The 21,208-nt window shown below is 71.9% G+C and carries 18 protein-coding genes; 8 read left to right on the top strand and 10 right to left on the bottom strand.

The window, feature by feature from the left end:
• Positions 1 to 444: 444 nt before the first annotated feature.
• Positions 445 to 1,707, top strand: coding sequence for a hypothetical protein (locus AC29IT_RS17595; RefSeq protein WP_488219462.1), 1,263 nt, complete (start codon positions 445 to 447; stop codon positions 1,705 to 1,707).
• A 12-nt stretch (positions 1,708 to 1,719) separates the two neighbouring features.
• Here AC29IT_RS17595 and AC29IT_RS17600 read toward each other — a convergent pair whose 3' ends face one another.
• The 4 genes from AC29IT_RS17600 to AC29IT_RS17615 form a co-directional block, all read right to left on the bottom strand.
• The gene (locus AC29IT_RS17600; protein ID WP_488219463.1) at positions 1,720 to 3,753 is read right to left on the bottom strand and encodes a hypothetical protein; all 2,034 of its coding nucleotides are present in this window, start codon (positions 3,751 to 3,753) and stop codon (positions 1,720 to 1,722) included.
• Positions 3,754 to 3,891: 138 nt separating this feature from the next.
• Positions 3,892 to 4,863: a glucosyl-3-phosphoglycerate synthase gene (locus AC29IT_RS17605; RefSeq protein WP_488219638.1), complete on the bottom strand. Its 972-nt coding sequence runs from the start codon at positions 4,861 to 4,863 to the stop codon at positions 3,892 to 3,894.
• Between the two features lie 161 nt (positions 4,864 to 5,024).
• Entirely contained in the window at positions 5,025 to 6,149 is a 1,125-nt protein-coding gene (locus tag AC29IT_RS17610) for an alpha/beta hydrolase family protein (protein ID WP_488219464.1), read from the bottom strand.
• A gap of 124 nt (positions 6,150 to 6,273) precedes the next feature.
• Complete coding sequence (locus AC29IT_RS17615; RefSeq protein ID WP_488219465.1) at positions 6,274 to 7,362, bottom strand: hypothetical protein; 1,089 nt, start codon at positions 7,360 to 7,362, stop codon at positions 6,274 to 6,276.
• Positions 7,363 to 7,611: 249 nt separating this feature from the next.
• On the opposite strand from AC29IT_RS17615, the gene AC29IT_RS17620 reads away from it, so the two are divergent.
• Positions 7,612 to 8,523: a hypothetical protein gene (locus AC29IT_RS17620; RefSeq protein ID WP_488219466.1), complete on the top strand. Its 912-nt coding sequence runs from the start codon at positions 7,612 to 7,614 to the stop codon at positions 8,521 to 8,523.
• Positions 8,524 to 8,816: 293 nt separating this feature from the next.
• On the opposite strand, the gene AC29IT_RS17625 is transcribed toward AC29IT_RS17620, so the two are convergent.
• Together AC29IT_RS17625 and AC29IT_RS17630 are read right to left on the bottom strand one after the other, a co-directional pair.
• Positions 8,817 to 9,815 carry a chitinase gene (locus tag AC29IT_RS17625; protein WP_358438225.1) on the bottom strand — a complete coding sequence of 333 codons (999 nt, stop codon included), beginning with the start codon at positions 9,813 to 9,815 and terminating at the stop codon, positions 8,817 to 8,819.
• Positions 9,816 to 9,832: 17 nt separating this feature from the next.
• Positions 9,833 to 10,852, bottom strand: a complete 1,020-nt coding sequence (locus tag AC29IT_RS17630; RefSeq protein ID WP_488219467.1) for a chitinase — start codon at positions 10,850 to 10,852, stop codon at positions 9,833 to 9,835.
• A 295-nt stretch (positions 10,853 to 11,147) separates the two neighbouring features.
• On the opposite strand from AC29IT_RS17630, the gene AC29IT_RS17635 reads away from it, so the two are divergent.
• The 3 genes from AC29IT_RS17635 to AC29IT_RS17645 all read left to right on the top strand — a co-directional run bounded on the left by AC29IT_RS17635 (position 11,148) and on the right by AC29IT_RS17645 (position 13,612).
• On the top strand, positions 11,148 to 12,035 hold the full coding sequence (locus AC29IT_RS17635; RefSeq protein ID WP_358438220.1) for a universal stress protein: 888 nt from the start codon (positions 11,148 to 11,150) through the stop codon (positions 12,033 to 12,035).
• Positions 12,036 to 12,133: 98 nt separating this feature from the next.
• Positions 12,134 to 12,802, top strand: coding sequence for a (2Fe-2S) ferredoxin domain-containing protein (locus tag AC29IT_RS17640; RefSeq protein ID WP_488219468.1), 669 nt, complete (start codon positions 12,134 to 12,136; stop codon positions 12,800 to 12,802).
• A gap of 195 nt (positions 12,803 to 12,997) precedes the next feature.
• Positions 12,998 to 13,612: a TetR/AcrR family transcriptional regulator gene (locus AC29IT_RS17645; RefSeq protein WP_358438214.1), complete on the top strand. Its 615-nt coding sequence runs from the start codon at positions 12,998 to 13,000 to the stop codon at positions 13,610 to 13,612.
• A gap of 75 nt (positions 13,613 to 13,687) precedes the next feature.
• Here AC29IT_RS17645 and AC29IT_RS17650 read toward each other — a convergent pair whose 3' ends face one another.
• Together AC29IT_RS17650 and AC29IT_RS17655 are read right to left on the bottom strand one after the other, a co-directional pair.
• The gene (locus AC29IT_RS17650) at positions 13,688 to 15,298 is read right to left on the bottom strand and encodes an FAD-dependent oxidoreductase (protein ID WP_488219469.1); all 1,611 of its coding nucleotides are present in this window, start codon (positions 15,296 to 15,298) and stop codon (positions 13,688 to 13,690) included.
• A 111-nt stretch (positions 15,299 to 15,409) separates the two neighbouring features.
• Positions 15,410 to 16,321 carry an AurF N-oxygenase family protein gene (locus AC29IT_RS17655; protein ID WP_358438208.1) on the bottom strand — a complete coding sequence of 304 codons (912 nt, stop codon included), beginning with the start codon at positions 16,319 to 16,321 and terminating at the stop codon, positions 15,410 to 15,412.
• Between the two features lie 243 nt (positions 16,322 to 16,564).
• Between AC29IT_RS17655 and AC29IT_RS17660 the strand changes: the two genes are divergently transcribed.
• The 3 genes from AC29IT_RS17660 to AC29IT_RS17670 all read left to right on the top strand — a co-directional run bounded on the left by AC29IT_RS17660 (position 16,565) and on the right by AC29IT_RS17670 (position 19,909).
• Positions 16,565 to 17,482 (top strand): alpha/beta hydrolase, encoded by a 918-nt coding sequence (locus AC29IT_RS17660; RefSeq protein WP_488219470.1) that lies wholly within the window; start codon positions 16,565 to 16,567, stop codon positions 17,480 to 17,482.
• Positions 17,483 to 17,514: 32 nt separating this feature from the next.
• Positions 17,515 to 18,609 (top strand): SDR family NAD(P)-dependent oxidoreductase, encoded by a 1,095-nt coding sequence (locus AC29IT_RS17665; RefSeq protein WP_488219471.1) that lies wholly within the window; start codon positions 17,515 to 17,517, stop codon positions 18,607 to 18,609.
• Positions 18,610 to 18,703: 94 nt separating this feature from the next.
• Positions 18,704 to 19,909, top strand: coding sequence for a cytochrome P450 (locus tag AC29IT_RS17670; RefSeq protein ID WP_488219472.1), 1,206 nt, complete (start codon positions 18,704 to 18,706; stop codon positions 19,907 to 19,909).
• Positions 19,910 to 20,069: 160 nt separating this feature from the next.
• Here AC29IT_RS17670 and AC29IT_RS17675 read toward each other — a convergent pair whose 3' ends face one another.
• Both AC29IT_RS17675 and AC29IT_RS17680 read right to left on the bottom strand, forming a co-directional pair.
• Positions 20,070 to 20,861, bottom strand: coding sequence for an ESX secretion-associated protein EspG (locus AC29IT_RS17675; protein ID WP_488219473.1), 792 nt, complete (start codon positions 20,859 to 20,861; stop codon positions 20,070 to 20,072).
• Positions 20,858 to 21,205, bottom strand: coding sequence for a hypothetical protein (locus AC29IT_RS17680; RefSeq protein ID WP_488219474.1), 348 nt, complete (start codon positions 21,203 to 21,205; stop codon positions 20,858 to 20,860). Before AC29IT_RS17680 ends, AC29IT_RS17675 begins: the two co-directional genes overlap by 4 nt.
• Positions 21,206 to 21,208 lie beyond the last annotated feature (3 nt).

The following is a 21,208-nucleotide window of genomic DNA, read 5'->3' on the forward strand; positions in this document are numbered from 1 at the left end:
GTTGCTGGCCGGTTCCGCCGGCCGCTCTTGGCGCACAGTTCGAGTTGAACGCTCAGTGCTGGCGATCGTGCACAACGTGACCGCGGCTACCCGGCTGCTCGACATCCTCCCGTTCTGGGCCGCAGACCACCGCATCCAGACCGCGTTCACCTGCATCGGGTCGAGTGCTTTCACCACGGGGACCACGGAGTTCCTCGCAGCGCACGACATCATCCCCGTCCCCTGGGCCGAGGCGATGTCCCAGGATTTCGACCTCGCGGTGTCCGCCAGCTACGGCGGTCCGCTGCACGAAGTGACTGCTCCGCTCTTAGTCGTACCGCACGGAATGGGATACAATAAAACACTGACGAAACCCGGAAACCCGGAAACCCGGAAACCCGGAAACCCGGAAACCCGGAAACCCGGAAACCCGGAAACCCGGAAACCCGGAAACCCGTTTTCGGGTTGTCCGATGAATGGCTGCGCCACGAGGGCGAACTCATCCCCTCCACGACGGTTCTCTCGCACGTCGAGCAGGTCGACAGGCTGCGAGAACACTGCCCGGAAGCCGTCGACGTGGCGCTCGTCGCCGGTGATCCGTGCTTCGACCGGATCCTGGCCAGCGTTCCACTGCGGGAGACCTACCGGCGGAGTTTCGGGGTCCACCCCGGGCAGCAGCTGCTCTTCGTCTCCTCGACTTGGGGAACTTCCTCCCTGTTCGGGCAGGACTCGTCGATCGTGGCCCGATTGGCCGAACGACTCCCGTTGGACGAATACCGCATCGTCGTCGCCTTGCACCCGAACGTCTGGCACGGGCATTCTCCATGGCAGGTGCGGATGTGGCTCGAGGACTGCGCCCGCGCCGGCGTCGTCGTCCTGCCTCCCGAAGAGGGCTGGCGGGCCGCGCTCATCGCCGCCGATCTCACCATCGGAGACCACGGTTCGGTCACTTTTTATTCGGCGGCTCTCGGCACACCACTGCTGGTGACCGCAGCGCCCGAGGAATCGCTCGACCCTGAATCGCCGATCGCCCGGCTCAACGCCGCAGCACCGCTGCTGGATCCGAATCGTGATCTGCTCGCTCAACTGGAATTCACCGCTCGCTCCCACCGGACCGAGCGGTTCGCCGGTTTGACGGAACTCGCCACCTCGGTGCCCGGTGAGTCCGCGAGGTTGTTGCGCACCGCGGTGTACGACTGGCTGGAGTTGGACGAACCCGATGTTCCCGCCGAACCCGTAGCGATACCGCTGCCTGACGTGGACTTGCCCGCACCACCCGGCCAGCTCGTGAGCGTGGAGGAGGGCGTCGGCGTCGAACTCCAGGTGCGCCGATACCCGGCGGCGAGTCCGGGCTCGTGGCCCTCAGGTGCCGGTTTCGTGCTGGTGACCGGTGTCCGATCCCCGTCCCGGCGGATGCTCGAGCTCGCCGACGTCGTGTTGCACGAGGAGCCGTGCACCGCCCCGGAGCAGTGGGCGCGGGCTTCGCTGGACGCGCTGCCCGGTTGCCTGCTCGCGGTCGTTCGGACTCCGGAGGGCCGGTGGCTCGCGGTCGCGCAGGACGGTCTGGCGGTGGTGTTCTCCGCCGCTCCCGATCTCGGTGCGGTCTGCGGCGCGATCCTGCACGGATGGTTGCGCGACCGGCTCGTTCCGGGCGAGTTCCCGCGGACGGTTCCGGTGCGTTCGGGTCACCGCCGGAGCACCTTCGGTGTCAGCGTGCGCCAGGGCTGAACCGGACCTGGCTCACGCTTCGAGCTCTGCCAGCCGCGCCTCGACCTGCTCGGCTTGCAACGACCAGCCTTGCGCGCGGTAGAGCGCCTGCGCTTCGCGCTGCTGGGCGCGTGCCTCCTCCCGATCGCCGTCGGCCAGCGCGAGATCCGCGAGGCCGAGCCGGATCTGGGCAACATCGGTGTGTCGGCGCAACTCGAGCATGGTGTCCAGCGCTTGGTGCAGGGCTGCGCCTGCTGCCTCCGCCACTCCCAGCTCGCCGAGGCGCATTCCCAGCCACATGCGGGTTTTCGCGGTGTTGACGGCATCGCTCTTCTCGAACCAGGCCACCGCCTCCTCAAGATGGAGCACCGCCTCGGATACGGGAGCCACCGAACCGAGATGCATCCGTGCCACGCCCACCCGCTGCGGATTGCCCGACCTCCGCGCCAGCTCGAGGTTCTCCTCGAACAACTCGCGGGCTTGCGCGATCTGGCCGAGACCACGTGCGGCCAGCGCCTGCGACTCGATAGCGGTGGCGGTCAGCTCCAGATCTCCGTGGTCGGTGCACAGCTTCCGCGCTTGCGCGAACAGTTCCGCCGCGGCGGCGTACTCCTGCCTGCCGAGCGGCGCGAAGCCGCGCTGCACGAGCGCGAGGGTGCGCACCAGCGGCAGTTCCCAGTGCTCAGCGAGCCGTTCGGCGTAGTGGCTCGTCTCTTCTAGATCGGCGAAGTCCTTGCTGTGCTCGTACAACGGCCACAGAGCGATCGCGAGCACGCACGTCTCGACCCGGCCCTCACGGTGATCATCGTCGATGACCGCCCGCAGCGTGCGCCGTTCGGCCTCCAACCACTGCTGAGCCTGTGCCTTCTCGACGTGGGCACCGCCCGAGGTCAAGCCGGGCCAGAACCGTTCGAGCCAGCCACGCTTCGGATTCATCGCGTGTCCGCAGCGCACCGCGGCGATCCGGTAGTAGCTCGCGAGGCGGTCGCGGATCTGCCGAGCTTCGGCACTCCTGCCTTCACCCAGCTCGGCACGCCGCCGGGCGTGCTCGCGCACCAAGCGGTTCGCCCAGTAGCGTTCCTTCCCCGTCGGGGTCACGAGCTTCGCTGCGACAAGTCGGTCCAAGTGCGCTTCGACGTCCTCCAGCTCCGCATCCAGCCCGGCGACGAGCGCTTCCAAGCTGATGTCCCCGTCGCCCTGGTGCTGGCCGAACGCCAGGTAGCAGCCGTGCTCCGCCGAGGTGAGCCGATCCGCGGCCGCATCGAACACGACGTCCACCGACAGCTCCGGGTCCCGGGAGAGCCCCCGCACCAACCGGCCTTCTCGCGAAAGCCGTGCCACTAGCGGAGCCACGGGACGTTCGCCGCGTCCCAGGAGCAGCACGGCCGCCACCGACAGCGCCAATGCCGATCCTTGGCACAGTCCGATGAGCTCCTCCACTGCCGCCGGTTCCGCGTCCACGAGGGGCGCGCCCGCGATGCGGCGCAGGAGTTCTCGCGCCGACTCCGGTTCCAGCGGGGTGATCTCCACGAATGTGACCTGTTCGGTTGCGCGCAGTCCGCTGAGATCCCCCACGGAAGTCACCAGCACCGCGGATCGGCCCACTCCCGGCAGCAGGTGCCGCACCTGCGAGGCACGAACGGCATCGTCGATGACCACGGCCACCCGCTTGCCGATGCTCCACTCCCGGAACCAGGCCGCGCGCGACGCCAGGCTGTCCGGTATCTCGTGCGACTCGAACCCCACGCGGATCAGGAACTGGCGCAGCGCCTCGCTCTCCGCCCCTGACGCTCCCGCGCCGTCCAGCCCTGAGCCCAACGGGGCGTAGAAGACCCCATCGGGAAAGGCATTCGAGTGCGCGAACACCCAGCGGTAGCCGGTGGCGCTCTTCCCACTCCCCGGCGGACCCACGATCACCGCGATCGCAGGAACCTGCCCCTCGTCCGGGGACCGGAGCAGTGCGGCGCTGATCTCCGACAGCTGCCGTTCGTTGTTGGTGTAGTGCGAAGTCGGGTTCGGCACCTGGTTTCGCAGCTCGGCCTGCCGCCAAGGCATGTGCAGGTGCATGTCCCCGGTGAGGGTGCCCACTTGGGCAACGACCTGCGCTGATCCCGTGTTCTCGTTGCGGTGACCGTCCGCCATCGAGGTCGCCCCCTGGTTCCGTCGAAGATCGGCACCAGCATAACGCTTGGTGATCGTGCGGAGTCAGACAATCACCGAGCTCGGGTCGGTGCAACGCCCGGCGATCGTCCGCATCGGTGGACGATCCGCGAACAACACGTCGGAGCACTGCGGTACCGCCACACCGTCCTCGATGTGGAATTGATCGAACGAAGCCGACATCGCGTCGGCGCCGACGATCCCGCAGCGCCGCAACGCGGTGTCCAGGAGCTGCCGGGACATCACTCCCAACGGCGCCAACTCCTGGTGCAGGTGCCCGCGAACCCCCAGGTTGACTTGGGCGAGCCCGTCCAGGCCGTACCCGGAGTGCGCGTCCAGCAGCAATCCGATCTCCACGCCGTAGCCCGGTGCGAAGGGAACGGACTCCAGGAATACCCGGCGCGCCGCGTACTCCCCGGCCAGCGGCTGCACCACTCCGCTCAGCTGCGGCCGCAGTGCCGACAGCAGCGGGCGGGCCAGCAGCTCGGTCACCCGACCACCCCCGGATTCCGCCTCGGCGGCGGATCTGGCGCCGTTATCCAGCGGACGCCGGTAGAAGCCCTTGACGAGAACCGGTTCTGGTGAGCTCAACAACGGTCCGAGCAACGAGGGGACGATGCTCGCCTCACAATGGGTGAGGTCGGCGTCGACGAACACCACCAGGTCTCCAGTGATCGCAGCCAACGACCGCCACAGCGCCTCTCCTTTACCGGCACGCGGTGCGTAGCCCGGCAGCACGTCCTCCCGATGCACCACTCGAGCGCCGGCGCGTTCGGCCGCGGCTGCCGTCTCGTCCGTCGAGCCCGAGTCGACCACGACCAGTTCATCGACCAGGGGCGGCCCGTTTCGAGCGGGATCGGTCAGCGGCAGCAGCGTCGACACGACGCGCCCCACAGTGCCCTGCTCGTCCAGTGCGGGGAGGACCACGCTCACCCGCCGCTCGCCTTTCAGCTCCGCGAGCTCCGGCACCGTCCACTCGGGCCGTTGGAAGGTGCGCCGTCGGAACCAGTCGTGCACTGCCGGGTCCACGATCAGCGTCCTCCCGTTCGCGTCCGCGGTGATCGATCCTGCCGAATGCGGTGCTCCGCGCACTGCTCACCGGCGTCGATCATCTCAGGGACGGAATCCTAGTCGCGCGATCACCGTCCGGCGGGCTCGCGCACGAGCCCGCCCGGTGGTCAGTCCTGGTGCCAGAACAGGGCTTCCGGGTTCTGCTCGGTCGGGCCGTCGAGGACGGGCTGCGGCAGGCCGCGCAGGTGCCGGTCGAGGAACGCCGCGACGTAGCGGTTGCCGAGTTCGGTGCCGCGGGCGCCGGACAGCGGTTCTCCCGGCCGTTCGATGCCGAGCTGGTCGGCCAGCACCGACAGGTCGATGGCGGTGCTGTGCCCGGAGCCGTTCAACGTGATCCACCGCTTCCAGCCGTGCAACCGCTCCCAGGTTCGGTCCCACGAGTCGTCGACGCCGCCCGGCGCGTGCGCACCCGCTCCGAACAGCAGGAACGGGCGGTCGAGCGGTTCGGCGGGGGCGAAGAACGTGCCGTCCAGGTCGGCGCCCGCGTCGATCCGCGGATCGTCGTGCATCGTCTCGGCGGCACTGGCGCCACCGATGGAGTGCCCGACCATGCCGATCGAGTCCGGGTCGACGAGCGGGCCGAACCGCGGGTCCCGCAGGAACTCGTCGAGGAAGAACCGCACGTCGAGCGACCTGCCGCGCACCACACCCGCGAAGTCCGCGGTCTCGCACGCATCGCACTCGGTGACGTGGCCGTCGGGGAACTCGATGCCCGCCGCCTCGTGGTCGTGCCCGATGGCCGCGACCACGTAGCCGCGGGAGGCGAGGTCCTCGGCCATGCCGCTCATCGTCGCGCGGGGGAACGAGAATCCCGGCGAGAGCACCACCAGCGGATGCCCGTCCGGGGTGCGCTGCGGCGGGGCGTCGACCTTCGCGTGGGTGGCGACGGTGCTGAGCACCTCGGGGTCGTCGACGGGCGGGGCGCCGTGCTCGGCCTGGAGCTCCAGGAACAGCCGCGATTCCACCGGGCTCAGGTAGCGGGCCGGCTGCCCCACCGCCTCGGCCGCCGGGTACCAGACGGTGATCATCAGTTCCCGCGCGCCGGTCGGTACCCACGGGTCGGGGCGGGATTCGTCCCGCAGGTGCAGCGAGCCGGTGCCGACCGGGTTCGGACCGGTCGGCGCGGGCAGTTCCGGCCGCGGCACAGCCGGTGCCGCGGCCGATGCCGGTACCGGTGCGAGCAGCAGTGCCGCGGCCGTGGCGGCTCCGGCGAGTCGAGTGGTTCTGCGCATCTTCTCCCCAGCGGGTAGCAGGATTCCGCCGCAGCGGATCTCCCCTGCACCTTGTCGCACCGATCTCCCCGGCACCTCGGGAATTCCCCTGAGAACCGTGCCCGGGGAACCCGGCGGTGACCGTTCACCCGGCGGGATGCGGGCGCCACCCCATCCCGTTCGGGTCGTGCCAGGAGGTTCCGGTGGCGGCGACCCGGGGCGGGGTGGTGAGCCAGCACGTGGCGTCCGGGTCCCAACCGGCCAGCACCGAGGCGCGGTCCCCGTCTACGGGGATCGCGATCCCGGCGGTGGTCAGGTAGCCGGTCACGGTGAGGTGCACGGCGTCGTGGTGGCGCGCGACCTCGGACCAGTCCGGCAGCACCCAGCGCCCGTCCCGGCCGGTGGTGCGGTACCAGTCGTGGCGGTGGCTCGCCGACACCTCCAGCGGATGGTCGCGGCACAGCCTGGCCCACGCCTCGGGGCCGTCGATCTCGTACACCTCGGCGTCCGGCGGAACCTCGGCCGAGTGCGCGGTCGCGTCCTCCCAGCCCATCCCGTCCTCGACGAACCACAGGCCCGCGGGCCCGTGCTCGCCGATGTTCCGCGTCGTCCACGGCAGTTCGCACGGCGGGCCGGACCACCAGATCGCGCTGAACGGGGCGTCGATCGAGCGCGGCCACTCGCGGCGCGCGCGTTCCTCCGTGGACACCTTCTCGATGCGCCAGCGGGCCAGGGCACGCTCCGGATCGACCGGTCCCGGGGCGGCGGTGCCGGGGCGGAAGGTCACCAGCCACTGGGACTCGCGGTCGAGCGGACTCGTCCACCAGTCCGCCGCCGCGCAGCCCGCGAGCGCCACGGCCACCGGTTCCAGCGCCGCGCGGATCGGCGGCGCGGCGGCGAGCACGTCCCTCCCGTCCGGTTCCTGCCAGTAGCGGGCGGCGGCGACCGCTTCCGCCAGCACCCGCACCAGGTCCGCCGCACCGGGCTCGGGCGGCGGGAGCGCGGCGAGCAGGTCGGCGATCTCGGCGTTCGACGGGTGCGGCGGAGGGTCCACGTCGGACCCGGGGCCGAACACCACAGATGTGCCCGCGGCCGCATCCACGTGGTGCGCCGCGAAGAACACCGCGCGGCGCGCCGCCTCCCACCGCTCGTCGTCCCCGGAGGACAGCGCCAGTTCCAGGCAGCACCGGCGGCCGCGCGGCCCGGACAGCAGGGATTCCGCGGTGGGGAACACGGCCGCCACCGTACCCATCCGCTGGGATCGATCGGGCCGGGACGCGCGAACGGACACCTCCGCTCGCCCGAAAGAGCCCGCGCCGCAACGGCGATCGTGCTCGTCCGCGGCGAACGGATCAACGCTCTCCTCCCGGAATCCGGCGGAGGTGGTCAGTTCCAGCCATCGGCGCCGTTCCGGGTCCGGTCGCGGGAAAGATCCCGATCTCGCCGGGCGAACCGCCCGCGCATTCCCCGAAAGGTGCAAGACGTGCGCAGAAGGACATTCCTGGCAACGACCCTGACCTCGGCGCTGGCCGTTCCCGCACTGGCCCGGACCGGCCTGGCCGCGCCCGCGGTGCGCGCCCCGGAACCGCCGCCGGAAACGTGGCAGGAGCACTGGTTCGAGCATTCCGAAGAGCTGCGGCTCGCCGACCACAACGACACGGTCGCGCTGTACTTCGACCGGGACGTGGACCAGGCCGCGAGCGAATGGCTCCTGCCGTACCTGACGTCGATGTGGCAGTACGCGCAGCGGACCTACGGCAACTCCGGGAACCGGATGAACGAGGACCGCCTGTACTCGATCCACCACGAGGGCAAGCACTTCGGCGGGCACCCGTCCACCGTGTACGACGAGTCGCACGACCACCGCAACGTCAGCGACGTCGGCGGCACCGACTGGACGACCCCGCAGTACGAGATCGTCACGCACGAGACCGGCCACATCGTCGAGCTCATCGCCGCCGGCAAGCACGGTTCGCCCGCGTTCGGCCTGTGGGGCGACAGCAAGTGGATGGAGTTCTACATCTACGACGTGTACGTCGGGCTCGGCATGGAGGCCGAGGCGCAGGACTTCTTCGACCGGATGTCGGCCGACGACCACGTGGACGACTTCCCGCGCGAGGGCACGCACTGGTTCCGCGACTGGTTCCACCCGCTGTGGCGGGACCACGGCGGCGCGCAGGTGATGGTGCGCTACTTCGCGCTGCTGGGCGAGCACTTCCCGGCGTCGGGCGACTCGTTCTCCCGCGAGCTGAACTGGGGCGAGTTCGTGCACTTCATGAGCGGCGCCGCGGAGACGAACCTGAAGGAGCTCGCCACCGGAGCCTTCGGCTGGCCGGACGACCGCGAGCAGCAGTTCACCAAGGCCCGCCAGGAATTCGCCGGAATCACCTACTGACAGTCCACACAGGACCAGAACTGCAAAGGGCGGGGGAGCACCTGATTCAGGTGCTCCCCCGCCCAGCAGAGCCATCACCGCCCAGAACCGCGGCCCTGGTCTTTCGCCTGTCAGCGGCGAAGCCGATGAGCTGACGACCACGCACGCCACCGGCACCGCCGCGGGTTCTCAGCTGGTCCCTCGCGAGGACGGCGATTTCTCATGTGGCGGAGCCACCTGTGAAATCGATCCCGCAGCGAGGGACCAGCTGAGGTTCCGCCACCCCACCCCCGAGCAACAGGAGTGGAGAGACCTCAACCCCCGAACCCCTGGAGCAGCTTCGTGAATTCGTAGGGCTGTTGTTCGATGCTGCTGCACGTCGGCGACACCGCGCCACCCGGGCAACCGCCGTTGTCCCGCCCGGCCGACCAGAACGACAGCAGGCCGATCTGGTTCTCGTTGGCCCAGTCCACCAGCTGCTGCGCGTGTTCCTGGGTGAACTCGTTGCCGTTGAAGTTGCGGCCGATCATCGGCGTCACGCCGAGCTTGGCCTTGAGCCCGGCTTCGTCGACGTCCGGCCAGACCTGCTTCATCTGCCCGAGGGTCGCTTCGGCGGCGGCGATGACGGCCTCGCCCCACGGCTTCTGCGAGCCGAACTCCATCGCCATCGGGTTGACCAGCACGTCGACGCCGTGGTCGGCGGCGCTCTGCAGCACCTGCAACGAGTACGGGTCGAGCCCGGTCTCGTCGCTCTGGACCCGCAGCGTGTAGCTGACCTGGGTGCCGCGTTCGGCCTGCAGCTTCGCGAGCGCCTCGTTCACCATGTCGTGCTGGATGGTGGCTTCGACGTCGATGTCCAGGTGGTTCGAGCCGGTGGTGTCCAGAATGGACTTGTAGGCGTCGAGCAGCTCGTCGGAGGTGCCGCAGACGCTCTCCAGGTACGGGCCCATCGCGCCGCCGGTGGCGACGATGACGTCCCCGCCCTGCGCGCGCAGCTCGTCGATCTGGCCGATGATCCGCTGGTCGTCCAGCGCCGCTTCGCCGCCCCACATCGGGGTGCAGCCCGCGGCGCTGCCGAGCACGAAGGCCAGGGTGAAGTTCTGCTGCCCGGTGGCCTCGGCGACCTCGGGCAGCGTCGGCGATTCCTGCATCACGTCGATGTAGGGCGCGGTCTTGATGGCGGGCGCGTCCGGCGCGGCGAAGGCGGCGGGCACCGCGGGCGCGTCCGGCGCGGCGGCCGCGGCGCCGACCGCGGTCAGCGGGAGCATGGTTCCGGCGGCGACGGCCGCCAGCAGCTTCGGGAGCTTCTTCATCAGGTTTCTCCTGACCATCACTGGTATTCGGCGAGGATCTTGGTGAACTCGTAGGGCTGCTGCTCGATGCTGCTGCACTTGCCGTCGGCCCAGCCGCCCTCTTCGGTGCACACGCGGTCCCGGTTCAGCGCCCAGTACGAGAAGCGGCCGATCTGGTGCTCGTTCGCGTAGTCCAGCAGCGCGCGGAACGTGTCCGGGGTGAACAGCTCGCTCGGCTGGTCGGTGTGGCCGTTCATCAGGATGACGCCGGTGTGCGCGTAGGCGGCGTCGTCGTCGAGCTCGGGGTGCAGTTCGCGCAGCTGCCCGTGGAAGGCCTCGGCGACGGAGATCGCGCTGTCGGCCATCGTGTCGCCGGGGCCGCCGTAGTCGAAGTCCATGATCTTGAACAGGTCGATCTCGGCGCCGATGTCCTTCGCGCGCTGGATCTCGGCCTTGCCCGCCTCGTTGAGGCCCACCGTGGTCATCGGCAGGGTGAGCGTGACGTGCAGCTCGGGGTTGCGCTCCTTCAGCGTCTTGATCGCCTCGAAGCGCTTGGTCTCGCCCGCGACGTCGCCGAGGTCGTCGCCTTCGACGTCGAGGTCGATGTGGGTGAGCTCGTACTTGTCGATCACCTGCTGGTAGGCGTCGGCCAGCGCGGCCGAGTCGGCGCAGGCCGCCCCGAGCTCGATGCCGTTGTAGCCGCCGAAGGACACCGACAGGTCACCGCCGGCCGCGCGCACCGCGTCGGCCTTCGCCTTGACCGCGGTGTCGGTGGCGACCTCCTGGTCGGCCTTGCCGTCCCAGGTGGGGGTGCAGCTGCCCGCGTCGGGGGCGAGCACGAACGCGAAGATGTAGTCGCGCTGGCCGCTGGATTCGATCGCCTCGGCGATGTCCTGCGGGTCGTTGTCCAGCGGCATGTAGTAGGGCGCGGCGCGCAGGTCGCCCGCGGCTTCCGGAGCGGGTGCCGGTGCGGTGCCCGCTGCTGCCGCGGCGCCGGTGAACGGCAGCACCAGCAGTCCTGCTGCCAGCGCCGCCATGCGGATCGTTCTGGTCGTCAACGGGTACTCCCCTCTACCGGTTCCGGCCGGGTGGCCGGACGGTGGTGCGGACGAGAGATCCGGAGCGCGCCGCGCTCGGCCCCGGGTCCGGCGCGGACGCATTCGTGATCCACTGTCGAACGCGCCGCACCGTATGTGGACTAGACCACACGGTCAACGGGTCCAGACCACTTTGGCGTAGATGCGAAACGCTCCCGTCGCCGAGCGGCGACCACCCGGCCGATGCGTCAGCATGGAGGCCCGCCGGGCGCGGATTCCGCACCGCCCGGCGGACTCCCGCGGTGAGGGGGACGAGATGACCGAACTCGGAACCGGACCACTGGTGGTGGGAGTGGACGGGTCGGGCACCGCCCGCGGCGCCGTCCGCTGGGCCGCCGGTGAAGCCGCTCGCCGCCGCCGGGCGCTGCGCATCGTCTACGCCGACGTGTTCGCCATGCCCGTGCTGCCCGATCTCCCCGGCGTGCGCCGCTCGACCGCGCCCAGCACCGAAGTGCGCGCCGAGGTGCGCAAGTGGCTCGCCGACGCCGCCGAGATCGCCGAGCGGGAGAGCCCCGGTCTGGAGGTGCGCACCGAATCGGTGCCCGGCTCCCCCGCCTCGGTGCTGATCGAGGAATCGGCCTCGGCCGGGCTCGTGGTGGTCGGCGACCGCGGGCTCGGCGGGTTCTCCGGATTGCTCGCCGGGTCCGTCGCGGTCGCGGTGGCCGCGCACGGGCACTGCGCGACCGCGGTGGTGCGCGGCCGCGGCGAGCCCACCGGCGGGCCGGTCGTGGTCGGCCTGGACGGGTCCCGGCAGGCGGCCGTGCTGCTGGAGCACGGGTTCGCCGCCGCTGCCGCGCACGACGTGCCGCTGCACGTGGTGCACACCTGGAACCTCGTCGGGGTGGACTCGAAGTGGATGCGGGTGGGGCTCGCCACCGACGAGATCGAGGAGGGCTCGCACCGGCTGCTCGCCGAGCTGATCAGCGGCCGCCGGGAGCGCCATCCGGACGTGGAGGTGCAGCGCTTCGTCGTCAAGGGCTCGCCTGCGGCGACGCTGCTGGAGCACGCGGCCGGGGCGACGCTCGTCGTGGTCGGCACTCGCGGGCGGGGCGGATTCACCGGGCTGCTGCTGGGGTCCACCAGCCAGGCCTTGATCCACCACGCGCCCTGCCCGGTGCTGATCGCCCGGACGCCGAAGCGGTGAGCTGCGTCCCGGACCGCTCGGAATCCACCGCCGGGTGACGCATGATCGGGCGCGGCCGTCCGCACCGGCGGCCACCCCCGAGCCCCGGAGGTCGCCGGATGCCCGAACGTGACGACGTGCCGCAGCGGGCGCTGGTGCTCGTCGTGCGGCCCACCCCGTCCGGCGTGGACGAGCGGTCGCTGGCGGCCGTGGTGCGCGCCGTCGCCGCGGAGACCGGCGGACCGGTGCTCGCCGCGCACCTCGACCAGGGCGAGCCCTCCGTGCACGACGTCCTGGACCGGCTCGACGCGGACGGCACCGGCACCGCCGTGCTCGTGCCGCTGGCATTGCCCGACGACCGGTACTTGGCGTCCTGGCTGGGCAAGGCCGTCGCGAACTGGCGGGAGACCCGCGCGGGCGCGCTGGAGGTGCGGATGGCGCGCGGCCCGGCCGCGGGCGCCGGGCTCGCCGCGGCGATCGCCCGGCTCGCGGACGACACCGCGCCGATCACCGCCTCCCCCGCCGGATTCCGCAGCCCCTCCTGGTCGGTGCTGGACGTCCCGGACCGGCACCTGTTCGTCTGCCGCGGCCCGCGCTGCACCGCGCACGGCGCGGGACCGGTGCACCGCGCGCTCGCCGACCTCGTCCGCGGGACCACCACCAAGGTGACGCCCGCGGGCTGCTTCGGCCCGTGCAACCTCGGCCCCCTCGTCATCGACCACCCCGGCGGCACCTGGCACCAGAGCCTCGGCCCCGACGGTGCGGCGGAGCTCCTCGACCGCCCCTGATTCCCGCACGACGGTGGCCGGGGCGCACCGCAGGGGCCGGGGCGCGCGCCAGGGCCGATGATCGGCCGGCCGGAGGTGCTCGGGGACTGACGTGGGCAAACATGTGATGATGTGGGGACGATGCCGCGAACCAGTGAACTTCCGACCCCACCGCGCTCCACGGCCGGCGGGCGCGGCGAGCGCCCGCGCCGCCGGATGAGCCCCGAGGAACGCCGGGACCACCTGCTCGCCACCGCCCTGGAGCTCTACGGCGAGCGGGCCATGGACGACGTGTCCGTGGACGACATCGTGGCCGCGGCCGGGGTGTCCCGCGCCCTGTTCTACCGCTACTTCTCGAACCTGCGGGAAGTGCACGTCGCGGCGTTGACCACCGTCGTCGACGAGCTGATCGAGCGGATCACGCTGCCACCGGACGGCGACCTGATCACGCAGCTGCGCTCCGCGCTGGCCGAGTTCGTGTCCTCGGTGGAGGCGTTCGCCAGCAGCTACACCGCGCTGCTGCGCAGCGGTTCCACCATCGCCACCAGCGAGACCGAGACGCTGGTGGACAAGGTGCGCAACCACGTGGTGGACCTGGTGTGCCAGCGGATCGGCATCGTGGACCCGTCGGCGCTGCTGCTGCTGACGCTGCGCGGCTGGGTGGCGCTGGTGGAGACGACGTGCGTGACGTGGCTGGCCACGCACAACCCGCCGCGCGAGGTGTTCGAGCACTGGCTGACCGACCAGCTCATCACCATGGTCAGCACCACCGCGGGCCACAGCGAGCAGGCCGCCGAGGAGATCGCGCCGCTGCTGCGCGAGCTGAGCTGACCGCCGGTCCGCGGCGCGCGCCCATCCCGGGCGACGGCCGAGCCGCCGACCCGGCCCCCACCGAAGCGGCGCGGGCTACCTGCCGAAGCGGCGGGCGGCGCCGAGCAGTTCCGGCACGGTCGCGAACTTGACCCGCGGGCGCCCGGCGCGTTCGCCGCGCTCCCGCTCCGCCTTGTCGATGTCGAGCATCCCGCGGCGGCCGATGGAGCGCGGCGCGCGGGTGCGCACCAGCCGGTCGAACCCGGTGCGCGCCGGTTCGCGGAGGCGCCCGGCGGCCGCGTCGTCGAGCAGGGAGCCGACGGTGTCGCGCGCGCAGCCGCGGTTGGTGCCGATCCCGCCGGACGGCCCGCGCTTCGCCCAGCCCACCACGTAGGTGCCGGGCAGCGGGTTCCCCCCGGTGTCGAGCACCCGGCCGCCCGCGTTCGGCACGGTCGCGGTGACCTCGTCGAACGGCAGCCCGGTGATAGGGGTGGCGCGGTAGCCGATGGCGCGGACGAGCAGTCCGGCGGCGATCTCACCACCGTCGCGGACCCGCACCGCGCGCACCCGGTCGTCGCCGCGCACCTCGGCGGGGGCGGCGCCGAAGCGGAACACGAGTCGCTTGCCCGCCGCGGGGGCCGCGGTCCGGTCGACGTCCTCGACGGGGAGTTCGGCGAGCAGTTCCGCCTTGCCACCGGGTTCGGGCTCGGCGAACGCCTTGCGCACTTCCGGCCCGTCCTCGACCACGGCCCGCACTCCCGGCAGGTGGCGCATGGCGTGGAATTCGGGCGCGGTGAACGCGGCGTGCTCCGGTCCGCGCCGCGCCAGCAGCACCACTTCCCGCACCCGGCTGCCGCGCAACCGGGCCAGCGCGTGGTCGGCGATGTCGGTGGCGGCCAGCTCGTCCGGCTCGCTGAGCAGGATGCGCGCCACGTCCAGCGCCACGTTCCCGTTGCCGACGACGACGGCCCGCTCCCCGGACAGGTCCACGTCCAGGTCGGCGAAGTCCGGGTGCGCGTTGTACCAGGACACGAACGACGTCGCGGAGACGCTGCCGGGCAGGTCCTCGCCGTCGATGCCGAGTTCGCGGTCCGTGGCCGCGCCGACCGCGTAGATCACCGCGTGGTGGTGCGCGGCCAGGTCCTCGTGCGTGACGTCCCGGCCGACCTCGACGTTCATGTGCATCCGCAGCCTGGGGTGCTTGTACAGCCAGGAGAAACCGTCGGCGATCTTCTTCGTCGACTGGTGGTCCGGTGCCACCCCGGAGCGCAGCAGTCCGCCGGGCAGCGGCAGCCGGTCGAGCATGGTGATCTCGGCGCCGGTGTCGCGCAGCAGCGCCTGCGCGGTGTAGCAGGCGGCCGGTCCGGTGCCGACGATGGCGACGCGCAGCGTGCCCGGGTACTCCGGCAGCGAGCGCGGGAAGTTCGGCGCGGTCCACTCGTTGGACACGTCCGCGGTCTCGTAGTACTCGCGGTTCATCCGGGCGTATTCGGTGTCGGCGCCGCGCAGCCGGTCCACCGGGAAGATCGCGTCCACCGGGCACGCGTCGGCGCAGGCGCCGCAGTCGATGCAGGCCTGCGGGTCGACGTAGAGCATGTCGGTGCGGCCGAAGTCCGGTTCGTCCGGCGTGGGGTGGATGCAGTTGACCGGGCACACCGATATGCAGGAGGCGTCGGTGCAGCAGGTCTGGGTGATCGCGTAGGCCATGGTGGTTCCTCGTCCGCCCGACGACCGCCAGCGGCAGGTCGTTCCGTCGCTGCCCGGTGCTCCCCCGCCCGGGCCGCCGCGGGCACCGGTCCGCGGCGGCCGACTCCGGGCTCAGATCATGTTGACGCGGCGGTAGATCGCCATCGCCGGGCGGTTCAGCAGGCCCGCTTCGGACAGGAAGTCCATCAGGTGCACGCAGCTGTTGCGCAGCATGGACTTGCGGTGCTCGTTGCGCCGCACCGCGGCGACCGCGCGGTCGGGGTCCAGGCCGACGGAGGCGTAGACCTCCTTCTGCACCAGGTTGGACGCGACGATCTCGGCGACCACGGCGATGAGCAGCGCGCTGGCGTTGCGGCGCACCGGGCCCGCTCCGCGCATGCTCTCCTTGATCTCCTGGCGGGCGAACTTCATGTGCCGCGCCTCCTCCACCACGTGGATCTTGCTGGTGGTGCGCACGATGCCGAGCACGTTCTCGCCGCGCATCCAGTCGCGCTGCATGACGTCGAGGATCTCCTCGGCCACCAGGATGCCGCCGTAGGCGGATTCGGCGCCGGCGAGCGTCTTGAACAGCCGGCCGAGCTGGGCGATGAGCCGCGGCGGCAGGTAGGCGGGGACCTCCATCTTCGCGCACGCGCGGGCGAACATGATGGAGTGCCTGCACTCGTCGGCGATCTCGGTGAGGGCGAACTGGAACTCGGCGTTGGCGGGGTTCTTGACGTACTGGTCGCGCAGCACCATCTGCTGCAGGATCATCTCGAACCAGATGCCGATGCTCATCACCGAGCAGACCTCGTGCCGGGTGAGCGTGACCCGCTGCTGCTCGGTGAGCTCGTCCCACAACGGCGTGCCGTAGAGGGTGCTCCACTCCGGGTTCAGGCCGTACTCGTCCGGGGGCAGCGGCGATTCCCAGTCGACCTCGGTGGCGGGGTCGTAGGACAGGGTGGCCGCCGAGTCCAGCAACCGCTGCGACACGTCCTCGTCGGCGGCGGTGCGCTGCGCGGATTCCGCTGGTGCGCTGGTCATCGTTGACACCTCCACTGGGCCCTCCCACGGGCCGGGCCGGCTGCGGGCTGGTGGGGTGGCGGGGTCAGGCCGCCACCCCTCGTGAGACACGCTGTCATATTAGACAGAGTGTCAATAAGATGTCGAGCTGGGCACCCGATAGCGTCCTGAACTGCGCAAACCTGATCCTCGGCAACCCGGACCGCAATCAAGTCAGTCAACTGCCTTACAGTGGCGGGCGAGGCCGACGAAGGGAACGCTCCGATGTCCGTCCTGTCCCGCCCCGCGCTCGCGGTCCTCGCCGCGAAGGCCATGCAGCTCGCCACCGCCCGGGTCCGCGCACCGCGCGACCGCTTCCCCGAATTCCCCGCCCGCACCTCGGAGATCACCGTCCCGACCGCCGCGGGTCCGGCCCGCGCCGTGCTGTACCGGCCCGAGGAGACCGGGGAACCGGCGCCGCTGCACGTCAACCTGCACGGCGGCGGCTTCGTCATGAGGCTGACCGACATGGACGACCCGCTGTGCAGGCTGCTCGCCGCGAGCGCGCGGGTGGCGGTGCTCAACGTGGACTACGCGCTGGCGCCGCAGCACCCGTTCCCCACCCCGCCGCACCAGGCCTTCGAGGTGGTGCGCTGGGCCGCCGAACACGGCGAGCGGCACGGCTGGGACGGCTCCCGGCTGTCGGTCGGCGGGCAGAGCGCCGGTGGCTCGCTCACCGCCGCGGTCGCCCGCCAGGCCTTCGAGCAGGGCGGGCCGCCGATCGCGCTGCAGGTGCTGCACTACCCGGCGCTGGACCTGGTCACCCCGTTCCGGGACAAGGGTTCGCCGCTTCCCAAGCCGATGCTGCGCCCCTGGATGGCGGAGGTCTTCAACGCCTCCTACGTCCGGGACCGGCGGTGGGCCGGGGACCGGCTGCACTCCCCCGCCGCGCCCGGCGACACCACCGACCTCACCGGCATCGCGCCCGCGCTGGTCATCACCGCCGAGCACGACGTGCTGCGCGGCGAGGGCGACCGCTACGCGGAACGGCTGCGCGCCGCGGACGCACTGGTGCACCACCACCTGGTCACCGGCGCCGATCACGGCTACGACGTCCGGGACCAGGACCGGGCCCGCGCGCGCTACGAGCTGATCGCGCGCCACGTGCGGGAGGCGCTGCACCCGCAGCAGGACGCGCGCTGACACCGGAAACCGCCCCGAACCAGGAGAACGCGATGACCCCGCTGTCCCCCGAGTCCACAGTGGCCGAATGGCTCGACCACCCCGCGGGCGGCCCGATCCTGCGCCGGATGCTCGCCGAGAACGGGCAGAGCGCCGGGACGCTGCGCGCCGTGCGGCGGTTCCGGATGAGCAGGCTCGTCGCGCTCAGCGGCGGGCGGCTCAGCGCCGAGGAGGTGGAACGGCTCGCCGCCGAGGCGAACGCGACCGCGCCCGGCGACGCGGCCGACGTCCCCGGCTCGGCCGACGTTCCCGGCGCGCCCACCACCGCGCCACCGCCGCGACCGGAATGGCGGGAGCGCTGCACGCCCGGCCGGTTCACCGGCAGCACCGTCGTCATCACCGGCGCGGGCTCCGGCATCGGCCGCGCCACCGCCTCCCGCGTCGCCCGCGAAGGCGGCCGGGTCGTGGCCGCCGACCTCGACCGGGACCGCCTCGACGCGCTGGCCGCCGAGCTCGACGAGCAGGCCGGGCACGCGGGGCACCCAGGGCATCCAGGTCCCGGACACGAGATCGTGCCGGTGCGCGCAGACATCACCGACCCCGATGGGATCGCGGCGATCGTGCAGGCCGCCGACGGCAGGGTCGACGCGCTCGCCAACATCGCCGGGATCACCGACGGGATGGTGCCGCTGCACGAGGTGGACGACGAGCTGTGGCACCGGGTCTTCGAGGTCAACCTGCACGGCATGTTCCGGCTGACCCGGGCGGTGCTGCCGCTGATGCGGGCCGCCGGCCGGGGTTCGATCGTCAACGTGTCCTCGGAGGCGGCGCTGCGCGGCTCGACGGCGGGCGCCGCCTACACCGCGTCGAAGCACGCGGTGGTCGGGCTGACCCGCAGCGCCGCGTTCATGTACGGCCCGGACGGGATCCGGGTGAACTCGGTGGCGCCGGGCGGGGTGGCGACGGGCATCGAGGGCGCGATGAACTCGGCGCTGGGCCGGGAGCGGATCGAGCCGACGCTGGCGGCACTGCCGGACATCGCCGAACCGGAGCACGTGGCCGCGTCGATCGCGTTCCTGCTCAGCGAGGACTCGGTGAACATCAACGGCGCGCTGCTGCCCTCGGACGGGGGCTGGTCCGTCCAATGAGGACGATCAGATGCCTCGCACCGGCAGCGCCTTGCATTCAGTCAACTGACTGAATTAGTCTTGTCGGCACCACCTCCCACCACCAGGAGCCCGCGTGAGCCAGCCAGCCCCGCCGAACGACTCGGCGATCTCCACCCGCCGCACCGGGTTCGGCCCGGCGCCGGACGTCGCCGCGCTGCGCTCGCACGACGGGATCACCCGCATCCGCACCCCGTTCGGCCCGTCCGCCTGGCTGCTCACCCGGCACGCCGATGTGCGCCGGATGCTCGGCGACGCCGAGACCTTCCGCAACGGCTGGGGACCCGAGGACCTCGACGGCGGGCGGCGCGACCCGCGGCAGCTCTCCGGTGAGCGCAGCGGCAACCTGCTCGCGCTCGACCCGCCGGACCACACCCGGCTGCGCCGGATGCTCACCCCCGAGTTCACCGTCCGCCGGATGCGGCGCCTCGAACCGCGCATCACCGAGATCGTCGACGAGCACCTCGACGACCTCGAACGGCACGGGCCGCCCGCCGACCTGGTCTCCCGGTACGCGCTGCCGATCCCCTCGCTGGTCATCTGCGAACTGCTCGGCGTCCCGCCCACCGACCGGCCCGAGTTCCAGGAGCGCACCAGCCGCCAGCTCGACACCACCCTGCCCGAGGAGGAGAAGGTCGAGCTGTCCCGGCAATCCCTCGCCTACATGAGCGGACTCGTCGACCGGGCGCGGCAGGACCCCGGCGAGGACCTGCTCGGCATGCTGATCCGGGACCACGACGCGGAGTTGAGCAACGCCGAGCTGATCGGCATCGGGAACCTGCTGCTCGTCGCCGGGCACGAGACGACCTCGAACATGCTCGGCCTCGGCACGCTCGCCCTGCTGCGCCACCCCGAACAGCTGCGGCTGGTGCGCGACGAACCGGACCACGTCCCGGGCGCCGTCGAAGAACTGCTGCGCTGGCTCAGCGTGGTGAACAGCGGGTCGCCGCGGATGGCGACCCGGGACGTGGAGTTCGCGGGCGCCGCGATCCGCCGCGGCGACCTCGTGTCGTTCAACCTGCCCGCGGCCAACCGCGATCCGGAACTGCTCGACGATGCGGAGCGACTGGACGTGGCGCGGTCCGCGAGCCCGCACGTCGGTTTCGGGCACGGCATCCACCACTGCATCGGCGCTCCGCTCGCGCGGATGGAGATGCGCATCGCGTTCCCCGCGCTGCTGCGCCGATTCCCCGAGCTGCGGCTGGCGATCCCGGACGACGAGGTCCCCTTCGCCACCGACCACGCCATCTACGGGCTCAAGGAGCTCCCGGTCGCCTGGTGATCGACCGCCGACCCGCTCCGCTCGGCACGTCGCGCCTCCAGTCGGCCGCGCGTCGAAGAGGGGCCGAGCACCTGAGCGACCGGCACCGCCGGTCCTCCGCGCGAGGAGGGCGCCGAGGTTCCGCCGCCTGACGCGCCCAGCGGGGACATCGGCAGTGGCGCTAGCGGGCGGCGGCCACCAGGTCGGTGATCGCCACCTCCAGATCGGGCGGGCGCAACGGGTTGACGCTCACCCAGCCGCCCGCCGAGCCGATCCGCAGCCGCCCGACCGGACCGTCCACCCAGGACAGTTCGGTGCGGTCCCGGACCGCGCCGGACCGGTCGCGACGGGCGGCGCCGAGCTGGCCGCGCCCGGTCACCACGGGCAGCACCCGGACGAGCTGGTCCAGCTGCGCGGGATCGCCGCCGCAGTCCCGCACCAGTTCCCGGAGCCGGCGCACCCGCTCCGCGTCCCGGTCCACCTCGGCGAGCACCGCCACCGCCCCGTGCACCGCCCGCGCGGGCAGCGTGATCGGCATCGTGCGGGCACCGCCGAGCTTCGGCAGCGCGCCGAGCAGCACGCGGGCCAGCTCGTCCTGCCCGATCCGGCGCACCACCACCAGGTCGGCCGGCCCGTCCTGCAGCGGGCGGTGGCAGAGCACCGCCCAGGACCGGTGCAGCAGCACCGCGACCGCGGTGGTGCCGTCCGGGCCGGTGAGCAGCAGGTCGACGGTGGCGCGGTGCTCGCGCAGCGCGTCCACCAGGTCCGCGGCCGCACCGGTGGGCCCGGACGCGTCGGCGAGCCCGCGCGCCGCGAGGGTCCGGCCTGCGGTGTGCAGCAGCACCTCCCGCTCCCCGGCGATCCGGCCGAACGACGGCACCTGCAGCGGGAACGGGCAGGGCACCCCGGCGTGCGTGGCGAGCAGGTCCAGCTCCACCAGGCCGAACCGGACGTCCGCCGCGGTGGCGATCACGACCCGTCCTCCGCGGCCGCGCGCAGCATCCGACTCGCCTCCGCCTCGCGGTCCCGGTAGCCGGTCACGGTGCGGCGCAGCGCGGTGTGGAACTCGTCGACGCCGGTGTCGGCGGTGCCGACCTCCCCGGCCAGGCCGGACTCGCCCGCTTCCGCCCGCAATCGCATCGCCAGGTGCAGCGCCGGGGGTGCCGTGCCGAGCATCGGCAGCCGCTGCGCCAGCTCACCCGCGGTGCGCACCAATCCCCTGGTGCCTTCGCCGATCGCGGTGAGCGCGGTGACCTGCGCGTCCAATTCCTCCGGCGCCAGCTGGAAACCGCGGCCCGGAACATCCCCAGTGGTCATGCT

The sequence above is a fragment of the Saccharopolyspora sp. MMCC62 genome (assembly GCF_057736575.1).

Coding starts and splice junctions, on each gene's coding strand:
- AC29IT_RS17645 (WP_358438214.1), top strand. CDS start 12,998: ATGAGCCCCGAGGAACGCCGGGACCACCTGCTCGCCACCGCCCTGGAG.
- AC29IT_RS17640 (WP_488219468.1), top strand. CDS start 12,134: ATGCCCGAACGTGACGACGTGCCGCAGCGGGCGCTGGTGCTCGTCGTG.
- AC29IT_RS17665 (WP_488219471.1), top strand. CDS start 17,515: ATGACCCCGCTGTCCCCCGAGTCCACAGTGGCCGAATGGCTCGACCAC.
- AC29IT_RS17655 (WP_358438208.1), bottom strand. CDS start 16,321: ATGACCAGCGCACCAGCGGAATCCGCGCAGCGCACCGCCGCCGACGAG.
- AC29IT_RS17625 (WP_358438225.1), bottom strand. CDS start 9,815: ATGAAGAAGCTCCCGAAGCTGCTGGCGGCCGTCGCCGCCGGAACCATG.
- AC29IT_RS17660 (WP_488219470.1), top strand. CDS start 16,565: ATGTCCGTCCTGTCCCGCCCCGCGCTCGCGGTCCTCGCCGCGAAGGCC.
- AC29IT_RS17600 (WP_488219463.1), bottom strand. CDS start 3,753: ATGCACCTGCACATGCCTTGGCGGCAGGCCGAGCTGCGAAACCAGGTG.
- AC29IT_RS17680 (WP_488219474.1), bottom strand. CDS start 21,205: ATGACCACTGGGGATGTTCCGGGCCGCGGTTTCCAGCTGGCGCCGGAG.
- AC29IT_RS17610 (WP_488219464.1), bottom strand. CDS start 6,149: ATGCGCAGAACCACTCGACTCGCCGGAGCCGCCACGGCCGCGGCACTG.
- AC29IT_RS17635 (WP_358438220.1), top strand. CDS start 11,148: ATGACCGAACTCGGAACCGGACCACTGGTGGTGGGAGTGGACGGGTCG.
- AC29IT_RS17650 (WP_488219469.1), bottom strand. CDS start 15,298: ATGGCCTACGCGATCACCCAGACCTGCTGCACCGACGCCTCCTGCATA.